Origin of the sequence: Lentzea jiangxiensis, from assembly GCF_900104175.1 — a bacterium.
In the GTDB taxonomy this organism is placed as follows: domain Bacteria; phylum Actinomycetota; class Actinomycetes; order Mycobacteriales; family Pseudonocardiaceae; genus Lentzea; species Lentzea jiangxiensis.
The window spans coordinates 129,847-152,934 of sequence record NZ_FNIX01000017.1 but is presented as its reverse complement, the minus strand read 5'-3'; the positions used below and the strand labels follow the sequence as shown (position 1 = coordinate 152,934).

Annotated in this window: 18 protein-coding genes and 1 pseudogene; 10 read left to right on the top strand and 9 right to left on the bottom strand. The window is 71.1% G+C overall.

The annotated features are described in order from the left end of the window. On the top strand, positions 1 to 441 hold a 441-nt coding region (locus tag BLQ91_RS31720; protein WP_143022906.1), incomplete at its 5' end, for a 3-deoxy-7-phosphoheptulonate synthase. A 72-nt stretch (positions 442 to 513) separates the two neighbouring features. Here the strand turns inward: BLQ91_RS31720 and pknB are convergent. Next, positions 514 to 2,535: a Stk1 family PASTA domain-containing Ser/Thr kinase gene (gene pknB / locus BLQ91_RS31715; RefSeq protein ID WP_090102806.1), complete on the bottom strand. Its 2,022-nt coding sequence runs from the start codon at positions 2,533 to 2,535 to the stop codon at positions 514 to 516. A 77-nt stretch (positions 2,536 to 2,612) separates the two neighbouring features. On the opposite strand from pknB, the gene BLQ91_RS31710 reads away from it, so the two are divergent. Beyond that, positions 2,613 to 2,978 (top strand): Rv2175c family DNA-binding protein, encoded by a 366-nt coding sequence (locus BLQ91_RS31710; RefSeq protein ID WP_236223445.1) that lies wholly within the window; start codon positions 2,613 to 2,615, stop codon positions 2,976 to 2,978. Between the two features lie 289 nt (positions 2,979 to 3,267). Here the strand turns inward: BLQ91_RS31710 and mptB are convergent, their stop codons facing one another. Further along, positions 3,268 to 4,716, bottom strand: coding sequence for a polyprenol phosphomannose-dependent alpha 1,6 mannosyltransferase MptB (mptB, locus tag BLQ91_RS31705; RefSeq protein WP_245733946.1), 1,449 nt, complete (start codon positions 4,714 to 4,716; stop codon positions 3,268 to 3,270). Between the two features lie 168 nt (positions 4,717 to 4,884). Then, positions 4,885 to 5,988, bottom strand: coding sequence for a polyprenyl synthetase family protein (locus tag BLQ91_RS31700; protein WP_090102805.1), 1,104 nt, complete (start codon positions 5,986 to 5,988; stop codon positions 4,885 to 4,887). A gap of 66 nt (positions 5,989 to 6,054) precedes the next feature. Between BLQ91_RS31700 and metF the strand changes: the two genes are divergently transcribed. Then, positions 6,055 to 6,936 carry a methylenetetrahydrofolate reductase [NAD(P)H] gene (gene metF / locus BLQ91_RS31695; protein ID WP_090102804.1) on the top strand — a complete coding sequence of 294 codons (882 nt, stop codon included), beginning with the start codon at positions 6,055 to 6,057 and terminating at the stop codon, positions 6,934 to 6,936. Here the strand turns inward: metF and BLQ91_RS31690 are convergent. Then, positions 6,933 to 7,595, bottom strand: a complete 663-nt coding sequence (locus BLQ91_RS31690; RefSeq protein WP_245733945.1) for a DUF3153 domain-containing protein — start codon at positions 7,593 to 7,595, stop codon at positions 6,933 to 6,935. The genes metF and BLQ91_RS31690 overlap by 4 nt on opposite strands. 98 nt (positions 7,596 to 7,693) lie before the next feature. Here BLQ91_RS31690 and BLQ91_RS31685 point away from each other — a divergent pair, with 98 nt between their 5' ends. Continuing rightward, on the top strand, positions 7,694 to 9,346 hold the full coding sequence (locus BLQ91_RS31685; protein ID WP_090102803.1) for a DUF885 domain-containing protein: 1,653 nt from the start codon (positions 7,694 to 7,696) through the stop codon (positions 9,344 to 9,346). Between the two features lie 207 nt (positions 9,347 to 9,553). Here the strand turns inward: BLQ91_RS31685 and BLQ91_RS31680 are convergent, their stop codons facing one another. After that, on the bottom strand, positions 9,554 to 10,048 hold the full coding sequence (locus tag BLQ91_RS31680; protein WP_090102802.1) for a VOC family protein: 495 nt from the start codon (positions 10,046 to 10,048) through the stop codon (positions 9,554 to 9,556). Positions 10,049 to 10,072: 24 nt separating this feature from the next. Between BLQ91_RS31680 and BLQ91_RS31675 the strand changes: the two genes are divergently transcribed. Next, positions 10,073 to 11,647 (top strand): alkaline phosphatase D family protein, encoded by a 1,575-nt coding sequence (locus BLQ91_RS31675; protein ID WP_090102801.1) that lies wholly within the window; start codon positions 10,073 to 10,075, stop codon positions 11,645 to 11,647. On the opposite strand, the gene BLQ91_RS31670 is transcribed toward BLQ91_RS31675, so the two are convergent. Then, positions 11,624 to 12,370 carry a maleylpyruvate isomerase N-terminal domain-containing protein gene (locus tag BLQ91_RS31670; protein ID WP_245733944.1) on the bottom strand — a complete coding sequence of 249 codons (747 nt, stop codon included), beginning with the start codon at positions 12,368 to 12,370 and terminating at the stop codon, positions 11,624 to 11,626. The two genes, BLQ91_RS31675 and BLQ91_RS31670, sit on opposite strands and share 24 nt — an antisense overlap. Continuing rightward, complete coding sequence (locus BLQ91_RS31665) at positions 12,367 to 12,786, bottom strand: SAV_6107 family HEPN domain-containing protein (RefSeq protein ID WP_090102845.1); 420 nt, start codon at positions 12,784 to 12,786, stop codon at positions 12,367 to 12,369. Before BLQ91_RS31665 ends, BLQ91_RS31670 begins: the two co-directional genes overlap by 4 nt. Positions 12,787 to 12,991: 205 nt before the next feature. On the opposite strand from BLQ91_RS31665, the gene BLQ91_RS31660 reads away from it, so the two are divergent. Together BLQ91_RS31660 and BLQ91_RS31655 are read left to right on the top strand one after the other, a co-directional pair. After that, entirely contained in the window at positions 12,992 to 13,480 is a 489-nt protein-coding gene (locus tag BLQ91_RS31660) for a YbaK/EbsC family protein (protein WP_090102799.1), read from the top strand. After that, positions 13,477 to 14,037, top strand: a complete 561-nt coding sequence (locus BLQ91_RS31655; protein ID WP_090102797.1) for a GNAT family N-acetyltransferase — start codon at positions 13,477 to 13,479, stop codon at positions 14,035 to 14,037. Before BLQ91_RS31660 ends, BLQ91_RS31655 begins: the two co-directional genes overlap by 4 nt. A gap of 28 nt (positions 14,038 to 14,065) precedes the next feature. Here the strand turns inward: BLQ91_RS31655 and BLQ91_RS31650 are convergent. After that, a pseudogene (locus BLQ91_RS31650) lies at positions 14,066 to 14,557 on the bottom strand (peptide deformylase); the annotation flags it as partial. 74 nt (positions 14,558 to 14,631) lie between these two features. Between BLQ91_RS31650 and BLQ91_RS31645 the strand changes: the two are divergent. Both BLQ91_RS31645 and BLQ91_RS31640 read left to right on the top strand, forming a co-directional pair. Next, the gene (locus BLQ91_RS31645) at positions 14,632 to 15,240 is read left to right on the top strand and encodes a GntR family transcriptional regulator (protein ID WP_245733943.1); all 609 of its coding nucleotides are present in this window, start codon (positions 14,632 to 14,634) and stop codon (positions 15,238 to 15,240) included. Further along, a complete protein-coding gene (locus BLQ91_RS31640; protein WP_090102793.1) occupies positions 15,237 to 16,223 on the top strand; it encodes a 1-aminocyclopropane-1-carboxylate deaminase in 987 nt (328 codons plus the stop codon). The genes BLQ91_RS31645 and BLQ91_RS31640 overlap by 4 nt, the downstream gene beginning before the upstream one ends. Positions 16,224 to 16,580: 357 nt before the next feature. On the opposite strand, the gene BLQ91_RS31630 is transcribed toward BLQ91_RS31640, so the two are convergent. Further along, the gene (locus BLQ91_RS31630; RefSeq protein ID WP_425412566.1) at positions 16,581 to 21,125 is read right to left on the bottom strand and encodes an ATP-dependent helicase; all 4,545 of its coding nucleotides are present in this window, start codon (positions 21,123 to 21,125) and stop codon (positions 16,581 to 16,583) included. Between the two features lie 111 nt (positions 21,126 to 21,236). Between BLQ91_RS31630 and BLQ91_RS31625 the strand changes: the two genes are divergently transcribed. Then, positions 21,237 to 23,087, top strand: coding sequence for an Hsp70 family protein (locus BLQ91_RS31625; protein ID WP_090102789.1), 1,851 nt, complete (start codon positions 21,237 to 21,239; stop codon positions 23,085 to 23,087). The last annotated feature ends 1 nt before the right edge of the window (position 23,088 follow it).

The window sequence follows — 23,088 nt, the reverse complement described above, 5'->3', positions numbered from 1 at the left end:
GTCGAGTACGTCGAGCGCCTCGACCCCCGCGGCGAGCCGGGCCGCCTGACGCTCATCTCCCGCATGGGCAACCACAAGGTGCGCGACGTGCTGCCCGCCATCGTGGAGAAGGTCGAGGCCAGCGGCCACAAGGTCATCTGGCAGTGCGACCCGATGCACGGCAACACCCACGAGTCGAGCACCGGCTACAAGACCCGCCACTTCGACCGCATCGTCGACGAGGTCCAGGGCTTCTTCGAGGTGCACCGCCGCCTCGGCACGCACCCCGGCGGCATCCACATCGAACTCACCGGCGAAGACGTCACCGAATGCCTCGGCGGCGCCCAGGAGATCTCCGACGACGACCTCGCCGGCCGCTACGAGACGGCCTGCGACCCGCGCCTGAACACGCAGCAGTCACTCGAGCTCGCGTTCCTCGTCGCGGAGATGCTGCGCTCCTGACGAGTCGCTGAAGACCGGCTGAAGAACGAAGGGCCCCGCGTCGAGAACGCGGGGCCCTTCGCTTCGCCCTGGTCAGAGGCCGACGATCGTGATCTCGGTTCCTCGTTTCACCCGCGTGCGCGGCGGGATCGACTGGTTCACGACGGTCGCGTTGTTGCTCTTGTTGAACTCGACCTTCACGCGCAGACCGGTCCGTTCGAGCTGCTCCTTGGCCTCGCGGACCTTCAGCCGCGTCACCTCGGGCACCTCGACCTCGCGGTTGTTCTGGAAGAACACGGTGACGCGCTTGTTGCCCGTCCCCTCCAGCACCGTGCCCGCGGCCGGGTCGGTCCGCACCACGCGCGACTGGTCGTTCTCGGCGGCGTCGTCACCGCCCGCCTCCACCGGCTCCAGACCGGCGCGCTGCAGCTCCGCGAACGCCTCGTTCTTCGTCTTGCCCGTCACGTTCGGCACCGGGGTGCGCGGCGACGGACCCTTGCTCAGCACGAGCGTCACCGGGCTGTCGAGGTTGAGCGCCGTGCCCGGACGCGGGTCGAGGCCGACGACCTTGCCGATCGGCACCGTGTCGTGGAACGCGTCCTTCGCGGGGTCCTTGACGGCCTTGAGGCCCGCCGCCTGGATCTCCTTGGTCGCGGCCTCCACCTCGGCACCGGCGGTGATGAACGGCACCACGGGCTTGCCGCGCGACACGACGAGCTTGACCGCCTGGCTCTTGCGCAGCTCGGTGTCCGGACCGGGGTCGGAGCTGATGACCGTGCCGGGCGGCACGTCGTTGGACGGCACCTTCTCGACCTGCGCCGTGAGGTCCGCCTGCTGGATCAGCGACACCGCGTTCTGCTCGGTCAGGCCCGTCACCGCGGGCATCGTCGTGTAGCGGCCGGCCGAGACGTAGTAGAAGAACACGCCGATGAGCAGCACCAGCACGCCCGCCACCGCGCCCCAGATGGCGAAGAGCTTCTTGCGGCGCTTGCGCTCCTCCTCGACCGGGTCGACCTTGGGCTTCTTCTTCTGCGGAGGACGGCGCCGCGGTGGTTCGGGCCGCTGCATCGTGCGCGTCGCGGCCACACCGGGAGGCGGAGTCGGCGGACCGGTGCTGACCGTGGTCATCGCCGCGTGCGCCGCCGGCTTCGGCACCGCGGGCCTCGTCGCCTCGGCGGCCACGGACGGAGGCGTGGCGCCGACCGCGACGGGGACGGGCCGCATGACGACGGTCCTGTCGTTCTCCGGCGCCGTGCCGGGCACGGGCACCGGCTGCGGTGTGAGACCGAGGTCCGCGCCCACGCGCTCCAGCTCGGCCAGGAACGCGTCGGCGTTCGCCGGGCGCAACGCCGGGTCGCGCCGCGTCGCCTTGCGCACGAGCGTGTCGAGGGCCAGCGGGATGTCCTGCACGGAGGGGACGTCGGAGTTGACGTGCTGGTACGCGACGGAGATGGCCGTGTCGCCGCGGTAGGGCGCCTGACCCGCCAGCATCTCGTAGAGCACGATGCCGGCCGAGTAGACGTCACTGCGCGCGTCCGCGGCGCCCGTCTCCACCTGTTCGGGTGAAAGATAGGCGACAGTGCCCAGGATCTCGCTGTCGCTCGTGACGCCGTTGCCGGCGATCGCGCGGGCCAGCCCGAAGTCCGCCACCTTCACCTGGCCACCGGGTCCGATCAGCACGTTCTCCGGCTTCACGTCCCGGTGCACGAGCCCTGCGCGGTGCGCGGCGCCCAACGCCGACAGCACCGGACCGAGGACGCTCAACGCCACCGCGGGAGCGAGCTTGCCGCGCTGGTTGAGCAGGTCGCGGAGGTTGCCGCCGTCGATGAGCTCCATCACCAGGTACACCTGGTCACCGTCGACGCCCTGGTCGTGCACGGACACCACGGCCGGGTGATGCAGCTGTGCCGCGGCACGCGCCTCGCGCACGAAGCGCGCCACGAAAGCGGGGTCGGCGGTCAGGTGAGGATCCATCACCTTGATGGCGACATCGCGATCGAGGCGGGTGTCACGACCTCGATAGACGGTGGACATGCCACCCCGTGCGAGCACGGAGTCCACCCGGTAGCGCTGCTCCAGCAGTCCACCCATCACGTTCGAAACCGACCTCTCCACAGTGCGAGATGGTAAAGCTCAGGATGACCCGGTTGGCGGAAGGGCGTTCCCAGTTCGGTTATGGCATCGTGACCCCCGTGAGTGCGATTCCTGCCGCTGCGGATGTACTGGCTGCCGACCTGGAGGTTCTCGGCCTCCCCGAGGTGGCCGACCGAATGGGACTTCCGGTCACCCGGGTCCACCAAATGCTGCGCGACGGGCAACTGCTCGCCGAGCGGCGGAACGGCGTTCTCGTCGTTCCTGAGGCTTTCCTCGCCGCCGGAACCGTGGTGAAGGGTCTGCCCGGCACCATCACGGTGCTGCGCGACCAGAACTTCTCCACGGAGGAGATCCTGCGCTGGCTGTTCACGGAGGACGACAGCCTCCCCGGCACTCCGATCGAAGCATTGCGCGGAGACCGTGGGCGTGAGGTAAAGCGCCGCGCTCAGGCCATGGGCTTCTAGTTCACCCGTTGCAGCGGTTCCGGGTGTCTCGCCGAGCGCGAGACACCCGGAACCCTTGAGCCTGCGCACTTGATCACCAAGACTTTGGGCCTCAACTGCCAGCCGAACGCGACGTTCACCATCGACGCCTCCGCGACGTCCAACATCGTCGCAGTGGTCGTGGTCTAAGGCGGGGCTCACCTCGTCGCCACGGGCGGAGCGCACGCGAGCAGCGCCCTGCCGGCTCCGGGCACCGCGGCCCGCCGCCACAGCACCTCGCAGCCGGTGAGCCCGAGGACGTCCACGGGGCTCATTCGTAGCGGGTGGACAGGCCGAACGGGTCCGGCTTCACCAGCGACCGCGCCGCGAGGCCCGACACCACCAGTGCGAAGAACAGGTAGCCCCACGAGTACAGCGCCGTGTCGCCGTTCGGGAACGTCACCAGCAGGAGGAACAACGACGCGACCGTCACCGCGACCAGCGCGCCCGTGGTCCACGCGAACCCGGCGGCCAGCGCGAGCGGCCAGCTGAAGTACCAGGGCAGTGTCGCGGGCGACAGCAGCGCGACGGCCAGCATCGTGAGCGCGCCGCGGCGGATCGCGTCGCGCACCTCGCCGTCACGGGCCGCCCACCACTGCGTGTACGCGATCCAGACCAGCACCAGGGAGCCGATGCCCCGCGCGACGCCGATGAAGATGCCGCCGTCGACGTAGACGAACCAGTTGACGACCATCCGCACGAAGTCGCCGACCGCGCTCGGCACCGACAGCCAGTTGATGATCATCGACGAGCTGCGCAGCGCCGGGATCCAGCCGAGGGTCACGCCCGCGACCACCGTGCACGCGGCGAACGTCCCGAGGAACGCGATCAGAGCCGGGACCAGGGCCTTGCGGAACTGGGTCCGCTTGTCGCCGTCGAGCCGCGCCGCCCAGATCCAGACGAGGAACGGCACGACCACGACCGCCGTCGCCTTCACCGAGAACGCGAGGGCGAGCAGCACGAAGCCGAGCACGTGCCTGCGGTCGAGCACCAGCAGCACGCCGGCGGCCATGAGGCCGATCATCAGCAGGTCGTTGTGCGCGCCGCCGATCAGGTGGATCAGCACCAGCGGGTTGGCGGCGACCAGCCACAGCGCGATCGCCGACCTGCCGCCCAGGTGCCTGCTCAGGCCCGGCAGCGCCCAGCACAGCAGCACCAGGCCGCCGGCGAGCGAGAAGCGCATGGCGACGACACCGAGGATGACGCTCGCGTCCGTGATCCACACGATCGCTTTGGCGACCAGGATGAACAACGGCCCGTACGGCGCGGGCGTGTGCTGCCACACCCAGCTGACGTTCTCGCTCAGCGTGCTCTGCAGCACCGCGGGCCCGACCGTGTAGGGGTCGTAGCCGCTCAGCGCCAGTTGCCCCTGCGCGAGGTAGCTGTAGATGTCCTTGCTGAACAACGGCGGCGCGAACAGCAGCGGCAACGTCCAGACCGTCACCGCGACCAGCACGGCGAAGTCGCCGATCTCACCCCACCGCACGAGGCGGCCGAGCCGGATCCACGCCCAGATGACGAGCCCCAGCCCCAGGTACAGGACCATGCTCGCGAGGTCGCGGCCGTGGCCGTAGCGCAGCCAGCTCAGCCCGACCTGGGCGAGCAGTGGGTCGCGCTCGAGGATCGCACCGGCACCCATGCCCCCGAGCGCGATCAGCGCCACGCCCAGCAGACCGAGCATGGTCGTGCGAATGGGGATGGCGTAGGTGTTCGCGCGCACGACTGGTTGAAGCTCCTGCGGAGACACCTCGGAGCTCGTTCGGGGGAGGGACGGAGTTGCTGCCATCGCCCGAACATCGTTGCACAACGCGCGGAAGCGTCAGCAGGCAACGGCCCACACGGTCACGAGGAGTTAATCAACTCAGGGGAACCGGACAACATGATCGTCTCAAAAGGTCCGCTTCGTCGAGCTGACCGCGAGGTCGGCCAGCTTGGTCGCGGCCGGTTCGGCCACCCCGGCCGCGTCGAGGGCGGCCAGCGCGCTCTTCGTCAGCTCCTCGATGCGCTCCTCGACGGCGTCGACGGCGCCGACCTTCACGAGCGCGCGGCGGACCTCCTCGACGGTGTCGAGGTCGAGGTCGGGCTTGCCCAGGGCGAAGTCCAGCACATCGGCGCCGTACTGCATGCCCAGGGCCACGAGCAGCGTGCGCTTGCCCTCGGCGAGGTCGTCGCCGGCGGGCTTGCCGGTGACCTCCGGGTCGCCGAACACGCCGAGCAGGTCGTCGCGCAGCTGGAACGCGACGCCGATGTCGGCGCCGAACGCCCGCAGCCCGTCGATGAGCTCCGGTGAGCCACCCGCCATCGCGGCGCCCATGTGCAGCGGCCGTTCGACGGTGTACGCGGCGGTCTTGAGCCGGTCGATGCGCAGCGCCGCGTCCGGGGACGAGTCGCCCCGCGCCTGCGTCAGCACGTCGAGGTACTGGCCGGCGAGCATCTCGGTGCGCATGTCCCGCCACGGCTCGCTCATGCGCCGCAGCACCTCCGGCGGCAGGCCGGCGGCGAAGAGCATGTCGTCCGCCCACGCCAGGGCGACGTCGCCGATGAGGACGGCCGCCGACATGCCGAACCGCTCCGCCGAACCGAGCCAGCCCTGCTCGCGGTGCCGCGCGCCGAACGCGATGTGCACCGTCGGCTTGCCCCGGCGCACCGAGGAGGCGTCCATCAGGTCGTCGTGGATCAGCGCGCACGCCTGGATCAGCTCCAGCGAGCTGACCGCCGTGAGGACCTCCTCCGCGAGGTCGCCGTACGGGTCACCGCCGGCCGCACGCCAGCCCCACCACGCATAGGTCGGGCGGATGCGCTTGCCCCCGCCCAGCACGAAGTCCGACAGCGCGTCGACCGCGCTCGCGAAGCTCGGGTCCATCGCCTCGCCGGACGCGCGCCGGGAGGCCAGGTACGTGGTCAGCGCTTCTTCGACGTGCTGGGGCAGCGCCACGTCGATGGGGTGGTGGGACACACGTCCATGGTCCGCTGTGTCCGGCACCACGCGCATGTCGGGGCGGCGTACCGCATGGTGAGCGGATGTCCCACTCCTCGGAAGTACCATTAGGGTTGACCCATGACGTCGGTGGTGGAGCGGCTCCAGGGAGAGTCACCCAAGTTCTCGGTGGAGTTCCTGCCACCGCGAGACGCGGAGGACGAGAAGGTCCTCTGGAAGGCCGTCCGCGAGCTGGAAGGCCTCGACCCGGCGTTCGTGTCGATCACCTACGGCGCCGGCGGGTCGCGCCGCGACCGCACGATCCGCGCCACCGGCCGCATCGCGCAGGAGACGACGCTGCTCCCCGTCGCGCACCTCACCGCCGTCGACCACTCGGTCGCCGAGCTGCGCAACGTCATCGGCTGGTACGCGGCGATCGGCGTGCGCAACGTCCTCGCGCTGCGCGGCGACCCTCCCGGCGACCCGATGGGCGAGTGGGTCGCGCACCCCGAGGGCCTGAACTACGCGGACGAACTGGTGCGGCTCGTCCGCGAGCTCGGCGACTTCTGCGTGGGCGTGGCGGCGTTCCCGTACGGGCACCCGCGCTCGGCGGACCTCGACACCGACCTGAAGTTCCTGCTGCGCAAGCTGAACGCGGGCGCGGACTACGCGGTGGCCCAGCTGTTCCACGCGCCGGAGCCGTTCCTGCGGCTGCGCGACCGGGTGGCGGCGGCGGGCTGCGACGCGGCGATCCTGCCGGGGATCATGCCGATGCTGTCGCCGCGCGGGCTGTCCAAGATCGTGGAGCTGTCCGGCGCCGACCTGCCGCCGGAGGTCTCGCGCCGGCTGGAGCCGTACGCCGACGACGTCGCCGGGTTCCGCGCGACGGGCATCGACATCGCGACCGAGATGTGCCGGCGGCTGCTCGACGAAGGCGTTCCCGCGCTGCACTTCTACACGATGAACAGGGCCAAGGCGACGCGCGAGGTGCTGGGGCGCCTGGGACTGGTCACCCGCGCTTAGGCGACGGTGCTGCGCCTGTGCGCGATGAGCGCGAGGACGACGACGACCAGCGCGGCACCGCCGGTGAGCCCGGCGACCAGCAACGCCCAGCCGAAGAACGAGCTGGAGTTCTCACCCGCGTACTGCACGGTGGCCTGCAGCATGGAGGCCTGACCGGGCTTCGGGGACCACGCGATCGTGTTGTTCTCCTCCTCGCGGCCGTTGGTGTTCACGACCTTGCCGGGGAAGCTGACCTTGACCTGGATGTCGGCCCGTTCCACGGGCACCTGGGTCAGGTCGACCGACCCGGAGAGCGTCACAAGATCACCCGACCGGCGGAAGTTCAGGCTGTAGCGGCTGTTCGACGAGCTCGTCGACGACGACAGCGTCCGCATCTCGTCGAACGACAGCCCGTTGAAGAACAGCTGCGTGCCCGCGTACGACTCCACCCGGTACGGCCTGGTGGTGACCCGGCTCGCGAGCTCCGGCGGAACCTCGAGCTGGGGACCGGGGTCGTTGTCCTGCGTGGGAGGTGTGGCCGCGATGATCTCGCCCGAGATGCGGTCGTCGTCGGACACGGCCATGGCCGCGTACACGCGAACGCATCCGCTCAACGAAAACAGGGTGAGCAGCAGGAAGACCGGCACCAGCAGTGCCCGGGATCGACGCACGGCGGCCATCCTGCCAGCACGGCGGGGACGACGCAGTCCCCGCCGTTGGTCGTGAGCTTGACTAACTACCTTTTCGAGTGGAAGAGGGCGCTGTAGCGTTTCGACGCATGTCATCCGTGCACGAGATCAGCAACAAGTTCGTCAGCGACTACGTCGCGCTGGACCCCATCGCGGCCACCAGCCTGGGCTTCGCGGGACACGACGACCAGCTGACGGACCTCTCCCCGGAAGGACACGCGGCACGCGACGAACTCGCCGTCCGCGCCCTCGCCGCCGTCACCGCCGCGCAGCCCGCGGACGCCTCGGAAGAAGCGGCCCGGGCCGTCTTCCTGGAGCGGACGGGCCTCGAGCACGAGCTGTACGAGGCCGGGGAGACCGAGTCCTCGCTGAACGTCATCGCGAGCCCGATCCAGTCCGTGCGCGACATCTTCGACCAGATGCCGACCGACACGCCCGAAGACTGGGCCACGATCGGACGCCGCCTCGCCGCCGTGCCCGCCGCTCTGGACGGTCTGCGCGCCTCTCTCTCACGTGCCGCCTCCCGCGGTCAGGTCTCCGCGATCCGCCAGGTCACCCAGGTCGCCAAGCAGTGCGACACCTTCGCCACGACCTTCTTCGGCCCGTTCGCGGCTTCCGCGAACGTCGACGGTTCGCTGCGCTCCTCTCTCGACGCCGGCGCCACCGCCGCTGCCGCCGCCTACGCCGACTTCGCCTCCTTCCTCCGCACGACGCTGGCCCCGCAGGCACCCGAGAAGGACGCCGTCGGCGAGGAGCGCTACCGCCTCGGCTCCCGCTACTTCACCGGCTCGCGCCTCGACCTCGCCGAGGCCTACGCGTGGGGCTGGGAGGAGTTCCTCGGCATCGAAGCCGAGATGAAGGAGGTGGCCGCGCGGCTCAAGCCGGGCGCCTCGCTCGCGGAGGCAGCGGCGTACCTCGACGAACACCCGCACTACCAGGTGCACGGCCAGGACGGCCTGCAGGCGTGGATGCAGGAGCTGTCCGACAAGGCCCTGCTCGACCTGCGCGACGTGCACTTCGACCTGCCCGACGCCCTGATGAACCTCGAGTGCAGGATCGCCCCGCCCGGCGGTGCCGTCGGCGCGTACTACACCTCACCGACCGCCGACTTCTCCCGCCCCGGCCGCATGTGGTGGTCGATCGCCGAGGGCAAGACGGTGTTCCCGACCTGGCGCGAGACCTCGACCGTCTACCACGAGGGCGTCCCGGGCCACCACCTCCAGTGCGCGACGGCGGTGTACCAGTCGGAGACGCTGAACGACTTCCAGCGCCTCATGTGCTGGGTGTCGGGCCACGGCGAGGGCTGGGCGCTCTACGCGGAACGCCTCATGCGCGAGCTCGGCTACCTCGACGACGACGGCGACCTGCTCGGCATGCTCGACGCGCACCTGTTCCGCGCGGCCCGCGTCATCATCGACATCGGCATGCACCTCGAACTGGAGATCCCCGCCGGCACCGGCTTCCACCCCGGCGAGCGCTGGACCCCCGAGCTCGGCCTGGAGTTCATGCTGACCCGGACCCTCTCCGAACCGGCGCACGTCCGCGACGAGATCGACCGCTACCTCGGCTGGCCGGGCCAAGCCCCCGCGTACAAGATCGGCGAGCGCCTCTGGCTCGCCGCCCGCGAGGACGCGCGGACCCGCAAGGGCGCCGACTTCGACCTCAAGCGCTTCCACAAGGAGGCCCTGGAGATGGGCGCGATGGGCCTCGACACCCTTCGTGAACGGTTGGCCGCTCTCTGAGGCACACCTCGTTGCAATGGCTCTGAGCTGCACTAACGCAGCCTTGTGCAAAAGACGTTTGCGGACGTCCGCAAACGTCTTTTGCACAACTGATATATCGGCTGTGACTCGGCACGGGTCAGTTGCCCGTCGAACCGGGGACTCCGCTCACTGCCCCATCTGCTGGAGGCGAGGCAGGCGAACTGATATATCGGGTATCGCCGTCGGTCAGGCCGGTTCCGCCCATCGCACGCGCACGCGGTTCGTGATCGGCTCCGGGTCGTCGGTCCGCACGAACTCGAGCCACGGCCCGGGCTCCGGCCGCACCGAGGCGAACCCGTCCCCGCTGCGCACCACCGGATGCCCGGTCGCCCGAGCCGACGCCAGCGGGTCGGGCGAGTCGACGACGACGGCCGCGATCGCGCCGGAGTACTCGGGCCGGGGCTCCAGGACGCAGAACTCGTTGCCCTGCGGATCGCGCAGCACCACCCACGGCACGTCGGTCTGGCCGATGTCGGCGAGCTCGGCGCCGAGCTTGACCGCGCGCGCGACGATGTCCGCCTGGTGTTCGGCCGAGGACGACGCCAGGTCGAGGTGGACCCGGTTCTTCTCGATCTTGGGAGCGTCGCTCCACACGAACGTCAGCTCGACCTCGTCACCGGCGAACTCCGACCAGAAGGCGGCGAGGGAGGGCGGATCCGCCGCCTCGAACGTGATTTCCACCCGTGCGAGGGTACTGTCTCGCGCGTGGCGAAGCTGGTGCTCGGACCCCTCCTGAGATATGTCGACGAAACATCCGCGACGGTGTGGGTCGAGACGGATGCCTCCTGCGAGGTGGAGATCGCCGGGAGCTCGGCGCGCACGTTCCAGGTGGGCGACCAGCACTACGCGCTCGTCCGTCTCGAGAACCTCGGTCCCCGCACCGAGTACGACGTCGAACTGGACGGCGAGAAGGTCTGGCCGGAACCGGGCAGCGATTTCCCGAAGCCGGTCATCCGCACCGGGCAGGTCCGCCGGATCGCCTTCGGGTCGTGCCGCGCCGCGCCCGGCCAGCCGCTCGGCCCGGACGCGCTCGACGCGTTCGCGCAACGGCTCATGGCCGCCCCGGAGGAGGAGTGGCCGCAGGCGATGATCCTGCTCGGGGACCAGGTCTACGCCGACGAACCCACCGAGTCCACGAAGCAGTGGCTGCGCGACCGCAGGCGCGGCACGGACGAGCCCGACGGTGAGGTCGTGCACTTCGGCGAGTACGCCCACCTCTACCACGAGACCTGGGGCGACCCCGAGATCCGCTGGCTGCTGTCGGTCGTGCCGACAGCGATGATCTTCGACGACCACGACGTGCGCGACGACTGGAACACCTCCGCGGTGTGGCGAGCGCAGATGGCGCAGAAGCCGTGGTGGCGCGACAGGATCCGCGGCGCCATCTCCTCGTACTGGGTCTACCAGCACCTGGGCAACCTCAGCCCGGACGAGCTCGCGAAGAACTCCCTGTACGCCAAGGTGAAGGCGCAGGGCACGGACGTGCTGCCGATGCTGCTGGACTTCGCGGAGGCGGCGGACAGGGAGAACGAGGGCCGCAAGTCGACGTGGTGGAGCTTCCGCCGCGACTTCGGCCGGGCCCGGCTGCTCATGGTCGACACGCGTTCCGGCCGCATCCTCGAAGAGGGCAGGCGGCAGATGGTCAACGACGACGAGTTCGAGTGGATCGAGCGCAACACCAGCGAGAACGACGGCGAGTACGACCACCTGCTGATCGGCTCGTCGCTGCCGTGGCTGATGCCGCACGCCCTCAGCCACGTCCAGTCCATCAACGAGATCGGCGCGAACAAGCCGGGCTGGCAGGGCAAGGCCGCCGAGGGCATCCGGCAGGCGGTCGACCTGGAGCACTGGCCGGCGTTCCGCGAGTCGTTCGACAGGCTCTCCCGCATGATCGAGAAAGCGGCCGGCAACGGTGCCGCCACGGTGTGCGTGCTGTCGGGCGACGTCCACCACAGCTACGTCGCCGAGGCCGAGTTCCCCAGGCCCACCAAGGCCGTGGTCGCGCAACTCGTGTGCTCGCCCATCCACAACGAGGCGCCGAAGGTGTTGCGCCCGGCGTTCCGGCTGTCGTGGTCGCGCGCGGCCTCGAAGGTGTTCCGCCGCCTCGCGACGATGGTCGGCGTACCCGAGGACCTGGTGCACTGGCGCAAGACCAGCGGCCCGCACTTCGGGAACTCCGTGGCACTGCTGGACTTCCACGGCCGCCAAGCCCGTTACCGCCTGCTGTCGGCAACGGGCGAGGAGACCGCGTCCGTCCTACTTGGTCGCGAGACGGAGTAGTGCCCACAGCTGCGCGATCGCGTCGTGGTCGCCGAACACCTCGACCATCCGGTCGGGCAGCCGTCCCCACAACCATCGGTACATCGTCATCGGGCTCGCCGACACCTGCGCGTCGGCGGAGTGGGCGTCCTCCGGGTCGACCACGCGCCACGCCGACGCGCCCTGCGGACCGCAGCGCGTGAGCCACAGGTCGTCCTCGACCTGGACGGTGACGAGGCTGTCGCGCGAGCCCCGCACCCCGAGCACGTCCAGCTTGTGCCCCAGCCACAGCGTGAGCACCTCGTCGACGCCGTCGACCGCGACCTCGTCGGTGACGGCGCCGACCTCCATGCCGGCGGCGCCCTGGACGTCCATGCGGTGCACCGTCGTCTCGTGCGCGAGCCGTCGCCGCCAGAACCCGTAGGTCTGCTGCTCGGGCCACCACGTCGCGCACGGCTCGTCCTCGTCGTGCGCTTCGAGCTCCGCGATCACGGCCTCCGCGCCCGACCGCATGAAGTCCAGCGGGTCCTCTCCCGGCTCCGGGTGGTCCTGCCACTCGCCGTCCACGGGCTCGCGGCCGAGCCTGATCCAGGCCAGCGCACTGCGGTAGCCGCTGCCGATGTGCCGCACGGTCTCCCCGAGGTTCAGCCCGGGACAGGCGGGCACACCCTTGTGCGGAGGCTGGCCGATCGCGGACATGGCGAGCAGATCCGCCTCACGGCGCAAAACGTCGAGCAAGTTCACCGCTTCGCCTCGCTCATCACACGGTCGACGAGCATCACGAACAGAGTGGTCTGACGAACCAGATCGTCGGCCGTGCGCGCGTTGACGTGCCGGGTGATCCCGGCGAGCACAGCGGCCCGTGTTGACGACCACGACGCGAAGAACGCGGCCCACTCGCCCATCTCCGGCGCGATCGCGGACAGCAGCACCCAGGCACTGGTCGGCCGCGAACGCCCGCGATGGGGCCGTCCGCGCAGAGCGAGCACCGCGGCGGCAGCCCGCAACGCGGCGAGGTAGGCGGTCGCGAACCGCTCAGGGGGTTCGGGCGTGCGCTCCGACTCGGCGAGCGAGTCGCGGGCCTGCTGCAGCAGGGTGAGCGCGGACGCGGGGGGCAACGGAACGGGGAAGGCTGCCGGACTCGAAATCTCAGCTGTCATCTCGGCCTCCTCGTGGCGTCGGTCAACGACGTCCACCGCCGAGGGGAAGCCGGCGGCTCTCGGAGGTGGGGTGCTTCCCCCACCCCACCTCCGAGGCATGGTGAGACTCGAACACATGTTCGAGTCCCCGTCAGCGTAGCTCCCGGCCGATGGATTCCTCAACCCGGCCCACCACGTGGGCGTGAGTCGTGGTCTGATTGATGACGTGAGCGCGCTCGAACACCCCGGAATCCGCAAAGTGGCGGAAGCCCTGCCGCCCGCCACCGCAGAACGCATCGTCGTGCTGCCGGACGCCGTGCGGACCGCGGCGGCCGCGGCCGAGGCGGTCGGTGTGCGAGTGGGCGCGATCGCGAACAGCCTGCTGTTCGCCGCGGTGCGCGACGGCGAGGCGGCCCCGTTGCTGGTGCTGACGTCGGGCGCCCACCGCGCGGACACGTCACTGGTCGCCGAACTGGTCGGAGCGGACGCCGTGAAGCGCGCCGACCCGGAGTTCGTCCGCGAGCACACGGGCCAGGTGATCGGCGGGGTGTCGCCGGTCGGGCACCCGGCGCCGATCGAGACCCTCGTGGACGAGGCGCTGTCCGGCTACGAGGAGATCTGGGCGGCCGCGGGCCACCCGCACGCCGTCTACCCCACGACCTTCGCTGATCTCGTCGCCCTGACGGGCGGCCGCGTAGCGGTGGTGTCGGCATGACGGCCTCGCCGCGCGTGGAGCGCATCGTCGAGCTGACCACCACCGAGCTCAACGCGCGGCTGGGCGAAGCGCTCGCGCTGTACGTGACGGCGATGAACTACCCGCCCGGCACCGTCGAGCAGCGCGCCCCGATGTGGCTGGCGCACATGATGCGCGAGGACTGGCGCTGCGTCGTCGCGCTGGGGGAGCAGGACGAGCTCGTCGGCATCGGCTACGGCTACCGCGGCGCGGCCGGCCAGTGGTGGCACGAGCAGGTGCGGCGCGGGCTGATGCAGGTCTCGCCGCCCCCGGTCGTCGACGAATGGCTCTCCGACTACTTCGAGCTGACCGAACTGCACGTGCTGCCGCGCGCCCAGGGCCGTGGCCTCGGTGAGGACCTGCTGCGCAGGCTCATGGAAGGCGTGAAGTCCTCGCACGTGCTGCTGTCCACGCCCGAAGGTCCCAGCAAGGCGTGGAAGCTCTACCGCCGCGTCGGCTTCCTCGACGTGCTGAGGCACTACCAGTTCACCGGTGACCCGCGCCCGTTCGCGGTGCTCGGCCGGACTCTGCCCTTCTAGACCGCACCACCGTTCCGGTTCGGCAGCGGTCCGACTCCCGTGCCGCGCGCATCGTCTTGCGCCGCAGTTCGGGAGTGAGGCGGGACAGGTGCAGCTTCCCGTCCAGGTGATCGGTCTCGTGCTGCGGGCAGCGAGCCGTCAACCCGCTCCCGCGCACGACGACCGGTTCGTTGCGCAGATCGACTCCGCGCACGACGGCCTCCTGTGCGCGGACGGTCGGATGCGCCAGTCCCGGCGCCGATAGACATCCTTCGCCGCCGTCCTGGGTCTCTTCGGCAGCCCACGATCTCCGGGTTGATCACGTACCCGCGCCGGCGGCCGCTCTTCTTCGGCACGTCGTAGCTGAACACCCGCAGCCGACGCCGATCCGCAGCGCCACGAGCCCGGCGCGCCCGTCCGGCTCGACCGTGTCGAGCGAATCCGCGACCAGTCCTTCGAGGTTGCGGTCGAACCGCGTCACAGGGTCGACGGGACTCGTCGGCACCGGGTCGCCGAAGAGCCGGATGTCGCGCATCGCCATGTCATCAAGCCCAGGTTGCGATCATCCGGCCTCGGACCTACGCTCCCGATATGCAATATATTGGATATGGGTCGTTGAAGGAGCGTGCGGCCGCCGAGATCCGCTCGGCGATCGTGCGCGGCGACCTCCAGCCGGGCACGCCCATCAAGGACGTCGAACTGGCGGAGCGGCTAGGCCTGTCCCGCACACCGGTGCGCGAGGCGCTCGCGACCCTGACCGATGAGGGCCTCGTCGAGACCAAACCGCACGCGTACACGCGCGTCACCGCGCTGGAAGCCGAGCCCGTGCTCGACGCGCTCGTCGTCGTGCAGACGATGCACTCCCTCGCCGTGGGCATCGCCGTCCTCCGGAAGATGCCGGCCGAGGACATCGCCGCGATGCGCGCGGCGAACGAGGCCTTCAAGAAGGCGCTCGAAGCCAACGACGCCGTCGCGGCACTGGCCGCCGACGACGAGTTCCACGCGGTGGCCGTCCACCGCTGCGGCAACTTCGCCGTCGCCGCGACCATCGACCGCTACACGCCCCTGGTCCGCCGCGCCGAGCACAGCCGGTTCTCCTCACCGCAGGCCCGCCACTCGGTCACGCAGCACGACCAGATCATCGAGGCGTGCGAACGAGGCGACCACGAACAGGCCTCGCTCCTGGTCGATGAGAACTGGGGCACCCTGAAGGAGGAACTGTGAACAGATTCCCGCTGCTCTTCGGCCCTTCGCCCGTCCACCGCCTCGACCGCCTGACGGCCCACCTCGGCGGCGCCGCGGTCTGGGCGAAGCGCGAGGACTGCAACTCCGGCCTCGCCTACGGCGGCAACAAGACCCGCAAGCTCGAGTACCTCGTCGCCGACGCGCTCGCCACCGGCTGCGACACCCTCGTGTCGATCGGCGGCATCCAGTCCAACCACACCCGCCAGGTCGCGGCCGCCGCCGCGCGGGCCGGCCTGAAGGCCGTGCTGGTGCAGGAGAGCTGGGTCGAGTGGTCCGACGTCGGCAGCGACCGCGTCGGCAACATCCTGCTCAGCCGCATGATGGGAGCCGAAGTCCGCCTCGTGGACGCCGAGTTCGGCATCGGCGTCAAACCCGCCTGGGAACAGGCGATCGAGGAGGTCCGCGCCTCCGGCGGCAAGCCGTACCCGATCCCCGCCGGCGCCTCCGACCACCCGCTGGGCGGCATGGGCTTCGCCTCGTGGGCCGACGAGGTCCGCCGGCAGGAGGAACAGTTCGGCGTCTTCTTCGACACCGTCATCGTCTGCTCGGTCACCGGCAGCACCCAGGCGGGCATGGTCGCGGGCTTCGCGAACGACACCAACCGCCGCGTGCTCGGCATCGACGCCTCGGCCAAGCCCGCCGAGACCCTCGCCCAGATCACCCGCATCGCGCACAACACCGCGAAGCTCCGCGAGGTCACGGTGTCCGAAGAGGACGTCCTCCTCGACGACCGCTTCCACGCCGGCACCTACGGCATCGCCGACGAGTCCACTGTGGAGGCCATGCGCCTCGGGGCGAGCCTCGAAGGCATGATCACCGACCCGGTCTACGAGGGGAAGTCCCTCGCGGGCCTCATCCACCTCGTGTCGTCCGGCGAGATCAGCCGCGACTCCACGGTCCTCTACGCGCACCTCGGCGGGCAGCCGGCGCTGAACGCCTACAGCTCGCTCTTCCCGGCCTGACCTCGGGGCGACCGGACCACCGCGGTCCGGTTCCCGATCGGGTGCGGCGACATCTTGTCCCGGAGCCGCAGCACGGGCGCGCGTCCCGATGTCCGGCTCCGGCTCGGACCGGCTGTCACGGCTATCGCGCCGGCGACGCAGACCTCGGCGGCGCAGACCTCGGCGACGCGAACCCCGGCGCGGGCCGTGTGCGACCTCGGACCGCCGAGACCGTTGTGCCGGACCAGGCACGCCAACTCCGAACCCGTCGGCTCCGAGCTGCCGAAACGCCGCTACGCACCACCACATACGCCACTCCACGCCAACAGGTGCGGGCGTCGCGTGGCACCCCCGTGGACCGCGAACCCGGTCCACGGGTCAGGCCCGCAGGCGCAGACCCTTGGGTGTGGCGCGGAAACCGGCCTCTTGCAGGACCGTCGCCAGGTGCGAGGTGAGTGCGACCTCGCCGTCGGCTCGCTGGACCGCCAGCTGGCCCAGCCAGCCGTCGCGGACCGCCCTGCTCAGGGCGTTCGCGGCGGTGCGCAGGGTCGGGTCGTCGTCGGTGAACGACAGCAGCGATTTGCCTCCTCTCTCCACGTAGAGCGCCGGGGTGCCGTCGACGAGCACCGCCAGCGCGCCGGCCTTGCGGGCCGGCCTGTGCTTGCCCTCGCCCAGCGGATCCGGCCACGCCAGAGCGGCTCCGTAGGGCTGGGCGGGGTCTGCGGCGGCGAGCACCACCGCGGCCTGGTCGTCCTGCAGCGGCTGGCCGGGAGGGCGGGACAACGCCCGCAGGCGGTCCACCGCACCCCGCGCCGCGAACTGGGCGGCGCCCAGGCCCTCGACGACGTAGCCGCGGATGACCTGGCCCGACTCCTCCATTGCCCGCAGCACCTTGTAAACGCCGCTGAAGCCGCCCGTCACGCGTTCGGTGTCCAGGGCGCCCCTGGTCAGCACGCCGTGGCGTTCCAGGAAGGCCTCGGCGCGGGCGTGGGCCCGGCGGGTCGGGTCCTCCGCGGGCCGCACCGCCAGGGACCAGCGACCGGCGGCGGTCGGCGGGCCCGTGCGGGACGGCATGTCCGGGCGTGCGGCGCGCAGCCGGGTGTAGCGGCCGCGCGGTGCACTGCGGCGAGCCTTGTGGGCCGCACCGCCACCGGACACCAGCGCGCGCAACGGCGACAAGGTGTCGTTCGTGACCAGTCCTGCCCACACCAGGTCCCACAGGGTGCCGACGACCTCCTTGTCCGTGCACGTCACGGACACCGACGCCCTGTCGACGACCTGCCGGAAGAACAGCGCCCCGCCGGACAACGCCTCCAGCACGGCGGTGTGCAGTGGCGACTCCGGGATCGACTCCGGCACCAGGTCGGGCAGCAGCAGGTCGGCCACGTCGGTCGGGGCGAGGGCGACCCAGCCGTCGCCACCGGCCAGTGCGCCGCACCCCGTCCACGTCACCTCCCCGGACGCCGTCAGCTCGTCGAGCAGCGCCGGGTAGTAGCCCGGCAGCCGCGCGGGGAAGAGCAGCGACTCCAGCGCACTGGCCGGAAGCGGCGCTCCGGCGAGCTGTTCCACGACCGAGAACACGTCGTCGACCGTCGGCGCCGAACGCAGCCGGCGGCCCAGGCCGTGCCACTGCGGCAGGAACCGGCCCAGCGCCGCGGGTTCGACCGGCTCCACCTCGGAGCGCAGCCGGGCCAGCGACGCACGGCGCAGACGGCGCAGCACGTCCGCGTCGCAGTACTCGGTGTGCGTGCCGCCGGGACGGAGCTCACCGCGGACCAACCGCCCCGTGGCGGCCATGCGTTCCAGGACACCCGTCACCACGGCCACGCCCAGGCCGAAGCGGGCGGCGGGTTCCATGGCGGGGAACGGCCCGTGCGTGCGGGCGTAGCGGCTGAGCAGATCACCCAGCGGATCGGCGACCGGCTCGGTGAACGCCTCCGGGACGCCGACCGGCAGGGCGACGCCGAGCGCGTCCCGCACCCGGCCCGCGTCCTCGATCGTGATCGTGCGTTCCTCGCCGGCGATGCGGACGCGGATCGCCCGGCGCTCGGCCACCAGCTCGTCGAGCCACTCGCGGGGCACACCGCGTTCGAGCGCCTCCGCGTCGGACAGATCTCCCAGGAACCGCAACAGGTCCGCGGTGTCCTCGGCGTGGCGGGGGCGGCGGTCCTCGGAGAGGCGCCGCAGGCTGAGCTCGACCTCGGCCACGACCTCCGGGTCGAGCAGCTCGCGGATCGCCTCCGAGCCGAGCAGCTCCGCGAGCAGTGTCGAGTCGAGCGACAGCGCGGCCGCCCGCCGTTCCGCCAGCGGCGTGTCCGCCTCGTAGAGGAACATGCCCACGTACCCGAAGAGCAGGCTGCGTGCGAACGGCGACGGAGACGGCGTCTCCACCTCGACCACGCGCACCTTGCGGGCGCGGACGTCCGCCATCAGCTCGCGGAGGCCGGGCACGTCGTAGACGTCCTGCAGGCATTCGCGCATCGCTTCCAGGACCACCGGGAAGCTCTCGTACTTCGCCGCCACCGACAGCAGCTGCGCCGAGCGCTGCCGCTGCTGCCACAGCGGGGTGCGGCGCTTCGGGTCGCGGCGGGGCAGCAGCAGCGACCGGGAGGCGCACTCGCGGAACCGGGCCGCGAACAACGCCGAGCCGCCCACCTCCGCGACCACGATCTGCTCGACCTCCTCCGGGTCGAGCAGCACGTCCTCGGCGCTCGCCGTGACCTCCGCGCCGTCGTGGTCGAGCGTGTCGGGCAGCCGCAGGACGATGCCGTCGTCGGAGTGCGCGGCCTGCACCTCGACGCCACGCCGCTCACGCAGGCGTGCGGCGATCGCCAGCGCCCACGGCGCGTTGACCTGGGCGCCGAAGGGGGAGTGCACGACGAGCCGCCAGTCGCCCAGCTCGTCGCGGAACCGTTCCACCAGAACGGTCCTGTCGTTCGGGACGTGCCTCGTGGCCTCGCGCTGCTCGGCCAGGTACGCGAGCAGGTTGTCCGTCGCCCACGCGTCCAGGCCCGCGGACGCCGCCCGTTCCCTGGCCGCCGCGTCGTCCATCGTGGACATCTCGCGGAGGAACCTGCCCATCGCGCGGCCCAGTTCGAGCGGGCGGCCGGGAGCGTCGCCCTTCCAGAACGGCATCCGCGCGGGCTGGCCCGGCGCGGGCACCACGATCACCCGGTCGTGCGTGATGTCCTCGACCCGCCACGACGACGTGCCGAGCAGGAACGTGTCGCCGACGCGGGACTCGTAGACCATCTCCTCGTCGAGCTCGCCGACGCGCGAGCCCGGACCGTTCTCCGACGGCGGCGTCATGACCGCGAACAGCCCCCGGTCGGGGATCGTGCCGCCGGAGGTGACCGCCAGCCGCTGCGACCCGGGACGCCCGCGCAGCTCGGAGTTCACCCGGTCCCACGTGATGCGCGGCCGCAGCTCGCCGAACTCCTCGGACGGGTACCGCCCGGACAGCATGTCCAGCACCGCGTTCAGCGCGGAGTCCGGCAGCCCGGCGAACGGCGCCGCCCGCCGCACCAGCGCCGTCAGGTCCTCGACCGTCCACGTCTCCATCGCCACCATCGCCACGACGTGCTGCGCCAGCACGTCGAGCGGGTTGCGCGGGAACCGGACGGCCTCGATCCCGCCGTTCTGCATCCGTTCCGCCACCACCGCGCACGACACCAGGTCGCCGCGGAACTTCGGGAACATGACGCCCCGCGAGATCGCGCCCACCTGGTGGCCCGCGCGGCCGACGCGCTGCAGCCCGGACGCGACCGACGGCGGCGCCTCCACCTGCACCACCAGGTCGACCGCGCCCATGTCGATGCCCAGCTCCAGCGAGGACGTCGCCACCACGCACGGCAGCCGCCCGGACTTCAGGTCCTCCTCGACGGCGGTGCGCTGCTCCCGCGACATCGACCCGTGGTGGGCGCGGGCGACCGACGCGGTCTTCTGCACCGTCATCCCCGCCTGGCCGATGGCCTCGGCGGGGAAGGACTCCGGCTCGGCGGCTTCCTCGGCGAGCTCGTTGAGGCGCGCCGTCAGCCTTTCGGCGAGCCGCCGCGAGTTCGCGAAGACGATCGTCGACCGGTGCGCGCGCACCAGCTCCAGCACCCGTGCCTCGACCGACGGCCAGATGGAGGTGCGCTGCTCGGCACCGGCGGCCGAACCCGACACCTCACCCGTGGGCTGGCCGAGCACCGTCATGTCCTCGACCGGCACCTCGACCTCGACCTGGATGGTCTTGGGCGTCTTCGGCTGCACGACCGACACCGGCCGCCCACCGGCGAGGAAGGTGCCGATCTCCTCGACCGGCCGCACCGTCGCCGACAGCCCGATCCGCTGCGCCGGCCGCTCCAGCAGCGCGTCCAGCCTTTCGAGTGACAGCGCCAGGTGCCCGCCGCGCTTGGTGCCCGCGACCGCGTGCACCTCGTCGACGATCACCGTCTCCACGCCGCGCAACGACTCGCGCGCCGACGACGTGAGCAGCAGGAACAACGACTCCGGCGTCGTGACCAGCACGTCCGGGGGAGTGCGCCCGAACGCCCGCCGCTCCTCCGGCGACGTGTCGCCCGTCCTCATGCCGACCGCGATCGACGGTTCCGCGAGCCCCAGGCGGTGCGCGGCCTGCCGGATGCCGGCCAGGGGAGCCCGCAGGTTCCGCTCGACGTCCACCGCCAGCGCCTTCAACGGCGACACGTAGAGCACGCGGCAGCGCCGCTTCGGCTCCTCGGGCACGGGGGAGGCGGCCAGCCGGTCGAGCGCCCACAGGAACGCGGCCAGCGTCTTGCCCGAGCCCGTCGGGGCGATGACCAGCGCGTGCTCGCCCGCCGCCGCGGCCGCCCACGCACCTGTCTGCGCCTGGGTGGGCGCGGCGAAGGCCCCGGCGAACCACTGCCTGGTCGCCGGTGAGAAAGCCTCCATCACGTCCATGGAGAACATCATGACCCCGGGGTCCGACAATTTCTGATTACGCAGGTCCGAGCACCCGTCAGAGCCCCCTGTGGCACGATCACCGGCAGTACGTCCTTCGAGGGGAGCACGGTGCGCGTCCTGTCCGTCGACCTGGGCACCGCCAACACGGTTGCGGTGCTGTCCGGCCATGGTGTGGTGGACGTGGACGGAGGGCCCGCGATGCCCTCGTCCGTCTACCTCGAGGAGGACGGCACCCTGCTCGTCGGCAGGGAGGCGGACCGGCGGTCGCGCCAGGACCCGTCGCGCTACGAGCCGAACCCGAAGCGCCACATCGACAAGGCCACGCTCAAGCTCGGCGAGCAGAACCTGCCCGTCAACGACGCCCTCGCGGCCATCTACGCGCGCGTGATGGAGGCGGTGACGCCGCTGCTGATGGGCGCGGCGCTCGACGAGATCCGCCTGACCCACCCGGCCGAATGGGGCCCGAGCAGGCGCAACAAGCTGCTGTCCTCGGCGCGGCTCGCGGGCATGACCGGCGAGCTCGTGCCCGTTCCCGAGGCCATCGCGGTGGCCTCGCTCGGCGGCGGCCGCCCGCTCGCGGTCTACGACTTCGGCGCCGACACGTTCGACGTCTCCGTGCTCGACTCCGAGCACCGCATCCTCGCCGACGGCAGCCTCGGCGACGTCGGCGGTCTCGACGTCGACCAGGCGCTGCTCGAGCACATCGGCCGCATGGTCTCGCACAAGGACCCGGCCGGCTGGCAGCGGCTGCTGCGCCCGACCACCGTCGACGACCACCGCGCCCGCCTGGGCCTGCGCGAGGAGCTGCGCCTCGCCAAGGAGGACCTCTCCGAGCTGCCCCAGGTCGAGGTGCTCATGCCGGAGCCGTTCGAGAAGGTCGTCGTCACGCGCGACGAGCTGGAGGCGCTTGTCCGGCCCAGCCTGATCCGCAGCGCCGAGGTCGTCATCTCGACGGTGCGCAAGGCCGGTGTCACGCCCGAGCACGTCTACCTCGTCGGCGGCTCCTGCCGGATGCCGCTGGTCAGGCAGATCATCGCGGAGAAGGTCGGCATCGTCCCGACCAGCCCGGACCACCCGGAGACCATCGTCGCCTCCGGCGCGCAGGTCGTCGACAAGGCGACGATCACGCTCAAGGCCGAGGACGACAAGCCCAAGTTCGTCGAGCCGCCCACGGTCGTCACCGCGCCGGTCAACCCCGCCGCCACCGGCCCGCACCCGGTGGGCAACCCGAACGTCAGCGGCCCGAACCCCGTGGTCAGCGGGTCGTACCCGAACCCGAACGTGAGCGGGTCGTACTCGGCGAGCGGCAGCTACCCGGTGTCGGGGCCGTACTCGGTGAACCCGAACACCAGCGGCAGCTACCCGATGAACTTCCCGCAGCAGCAGGCCCCGAAGAAGGACAACAAGAAGGTCCTCATCGGCGCCGGCGCCGCGGTCCTCGCGGTGGCGGGCGTCATCGGCGCCGTCTTCGCGTTCTCCGGCCCCAGCCTGCCGAGCGCGGACGAGTGCAAGGACGACACCGCGCAGGACGGCCAGGGCTTCACGAAGTGCCTGCGGCAGCTCGCGGGCACCGTGCCGGACGGCGGCGGCTGCGAGAAGGCCGACTCCGCGCAGATCACCGGCATGGAGGAGATCAAGGGCACCGTCGTGAGCTGCACCATCCGCGACGGCTACGCGGTGCAGTACATCCTCACCGACAGCGTCACCGGCGCCGAGAACAACGCCGACGCCATCGCGAAGTCGTTCCAGACCGACCGCGTCGAGGCCGGCTGGACCGGCAACGGCCTCGAGGGCGACTACCGCGCGGCCACGTCGAGCGGCACCGGCGTCCTCGTCTTCACCGTCAAGGGCCGCCCCATGTTCGGCATCCTCACCAAGACCGCCGAGGAGAACGCGGACGAGCTCAAGCCGGACGAAATGGCCGACTTCTTCGAGAAGACCGTGCAACCGGGTGAGTAAC